This is a genomic window from Chitinophaga sp. (genome assembly GCF_036569125.1).
In the GTDB taxonomy this organism is placed as follows: Bacteria; Bacteroidota; Bacteroidia; order Chitinophagales; family Chitinophagaceae; genus Chitinophaga.
Genome location: NZ_DATCRF010000400.1, coordinates 1 through 2,803, shown reverse-complemented (window position 1 = coordinate 2,803; position 2,803 = coordinate 1). Strand labels below are relative to the sequence as shown.

At 47.2% G+C, this 2,803-nt stretch carries 5 protein-coding genes; 3 read left to right on the top strand and 2 right to left on the bottom strand.

Features of this window, described 5'->3' with window-relative positions:
* Both VIM87_RS14980 and VIM87_RS14975 read left to right on the top strand, forming a co-directional pair.
* Window positions 1–659: alpha/beta hydrolase (locus VIM87_RS14980; protein WP_331997772.1), on the top strand; the 659-nt coding region annotated here is incomplete at its 5' end.
* A gap of 62 nt (window positions 660–721) precedes the next feature.
* A complete protein-coding gene (locus tag VIM87_RS14975; protein WP_331997771.1) occupies window positions 722–991 on the top strand; it encodes a hypothetical protein in 270 nt (89 codons plus the stop codon).
* 7 nt (window positions 992–998) lie between these two features.
* On the opposite strand, the gene VIM87_RS14970 is transcribed toward VIM87_RS14975, so the two are convergent.
* Together VIM87_RS14970 and VIM87_RS14965 are read right to left on the bottom strand one after the other, a co-directional pair.
* Entirely contained in the window at window positions 999–1,472 is a 474-nt protein-coding gene (locus VIM87_RS14970) for a hypothetical protein (protein ID WP_331997770.1), read from the bottom strand.
* Between the two features lie 62 nt (window positions 1,473–1,534).
* The gene (locus VIM87_RS14965; RefSeq protein WP_331997769.1) at window positions 1,535–2,116 is read right to left on the bottom strand and encodes a Crp/Fnr family transcriptional regulator; all 582 of its coding nucleotides are present in this window, start codon (window positions 2,114–2,116) and stop codon (window positions 1,535–1,537) included.
* 39 nt (window positions 2,117–2,155) lie between these two features.
* On the opposite strand from VIM87_RS14965, the gene VIM87_RS14960 reads away from it, so the two are divergent.
* Window positions 2,156–2,803, top strand: a 648-nt coding sequence (locus VIM87_RS14960; protein WP_331997768.1) for a hypothetical protein, incomplete at its 3' end; no start/stop codon positions are given.

Below are 2,803 nucleotides of genomic sequence, written 5' to 3'. Positions count from 1 at the left end.
AGCGGCTAAGCCAGGGAGGCCCCAACATTATGTTGCCTCCTGTAATAGTGGTGGGAATACTGAATACAGACCGTAACCGCGATCTTACGCCTACCCATGTAACGGCTGCTGCAATGATGGATAGTGAGTCTGTTGCACGTTCCGGAGGTGGAGATAAATTTATTTCCTTCCTGGAAAAGGAGCTGATACCACACATCGATTCATTGTATCCAACGGCTCCCTACCGCTTATTAATGGGCCATTCGCTGGGAGGGTTGATGACCATTCATGCCCTGCTTAATCACACCAGCGCATTCAACGCTTACGTTGCTATTGATCCCAGTGTAATGTGGGATGATCAGAAGCTGGTAAAACAGGCGCAGTCAACGCTTGGGAAAAACAGTTTTGCCGGCAGATCCCTGTACCTGGCAGTGGCCAATAATATAGATAATGGAATGGCGCCAACAACGGATACAACGATGCTCGGCTTTATAAAGTTGCATACCCGTTCCATTATGGAGCTGGAGCATGCTTTGGAAGCCAACCCGAAAAATGGATTGCGCTTCAGCTGGAAGTATTATGCTGAGTATATCACGGCACCATACCGCCGGTGGCGGAATATGACGGGCTGCGGGCCATCTTTAGCTTTTATAATTATAACCTCCCTTTCCGGGAATTAATGCAACCCAATTATAAAGGAGATAGTGCGATCATACAACACTATAGAGAAATAAGCAGCATCATGGGCTATAAAGTATCGCCACCTGAAGAGCTGATGAACGTAATAGGCTACAACCTGATGCAATCAAAACAGTTTGACCGCGCTTTTTTCTATTTGATGCAGAACATTGATAACTATCCGAAAAGTTTTAATGCCTATGATTCTATGGGCGACCTTTGCGAAGCAAAAGGTGAGCATGGGGATGCAAAAGTCTGTTACCAGCGGTCCCTTGCTATTAAGGAAACCCCTGGTACCCGCAGGAAGCTGGAGCAATTGAATAAGGGAAAGTAATGCCGCATTAAACAGCAGCGGCTTTTGATTGCAGGTAAATGGAGAAATAATATATCCACCCGATAAAGAAAGCCTGCAGCGGGATCCTGAACCACAGGTAACTAAGCCCGGGACCATCATAGGTTGCCTTTTCCATGTTAAGGTGTTTGATGGCCGCGTAGATATTAGATGGCAGTATGAGGATGAAAAATACGATCAGCACATATCCTGCATAAGGCCGCAGCGCAGGGGAGAGGAGCGCCAGCCCCAGGATTATTTCCAGCACACCGGTTATGAATACCAGGCTGGTTCTGTAAGGTACAAAGGGCGGCAGCATCAGCGCCATGCCCTGCGCAAATTTAAAATGCCCTATTGCGGTAAGGAATAGCATGAGGCACATAGCCAGGTTACCGCCAAAGGGCAGGTGCCAGCTGCCGGTGCTAAACCGGGCAATGAGGGATGTAAGGGTAAAAACGCCTAGTAATACAATTAAAGGTTTCATGATCGTTTGCTTAAATGCAACACAAAATTCAGCTATGCCGGGAAGCTTAAAAATGATGTATGTTAGTTTCGGGTATGCTGCTTGCGGATACGGCTTAAGCTTTCCGGGTGAATGCCCAGGTAGGACGACAGGTGTTTTACGGAAATTTGCTGTATCATGGCCGGGTTGCGTTGCATAAGCGCCGTATAACGTTCCTCCGCAGTATAGGAAAGCAGGTCCATTTCTTTGCGCAGGCGTTTTATGTACTGGTATTCCGCCATCAGCCTGCCTATCCTTTCTCCATGATGGTACCTGCCATAAAATTCATTCAGGACCTTTACAGGAATGGCTACCACTTCGGCCTCTTCCAGCAGCTCAATAAAAACAGCGCTGGGCTCGCGGGTGATCAGTGAGTAATAGGCGGTCACAAAATCGCCCTGGAATTGAAAATCAACAGTGAACTCTTTGCCGTCCTTGATAAAGTAATGACGGGTAGCGCCTTTATTCAGAAAGTAAATATAATTCTCCACCTGCCCTTCACGGATAAGGAAATCTCCTTTACTATACTTTTTAAGCAGCAGCTTTTGGGAAAAGTCGTCCCACTCCGCAGCGTCCAGTGGCTGTAGTTTATAGATGGCTTGTTGTATCAGCTGGAAATCGCTCATGGTAAGCCTGAATTTAATTAATATTTTCTATCTTTCCCTATGCATCCCAGATTTTGCCTGTTGTTCGTATTCCTTACCAGCATTACCCTTGCTGCATTTTCACAAACCAGTAACGATAAGTGGACCGGTACCTGGCAGTGTTCTGTGAAGCAGTATGCTGCCGCTTCCCCCATTACCATGCAGCTGCAGATAGGCGTGCCGGAGCAGGGCGTATTATACCCCGCAAAAATAAAATTGCAATATGGGCGCTTCACCGGCGTGTATGAGTTGCTGTTAGCCCGCAAAAATGAGCAGCAGCTGGGTATTGGCAAAGGTAAATATCCCTTGCAGGAAGCGCCTTTTAAGCTGGGCATCTGGTTATGGTACCTGAACGGCACGCTGGACTTTAAGGATAACAGGATCTCCGTGAACCGTATGTGGATCGACCAGTTTGGCATCTGGATGCAGGGTTTGTATGCGGATGATGAAATATGGGTACACACCAAAGTTATGCTGCGCGAGTTCCTGTACCGGGATTCCATCACCCTGAAAAAAGTAAATAACAAACCCCTGGCCGATTCCAGCGTACAGCGCATATTGCACAGCGATCTCTATTTTGGCAAGTATGACCAGATCGTTGCGAATGACAGCGCAGTGCTGATACAGGTAGAAGATCAGGAGAAGTATGATGAGGATACCGTTACACTG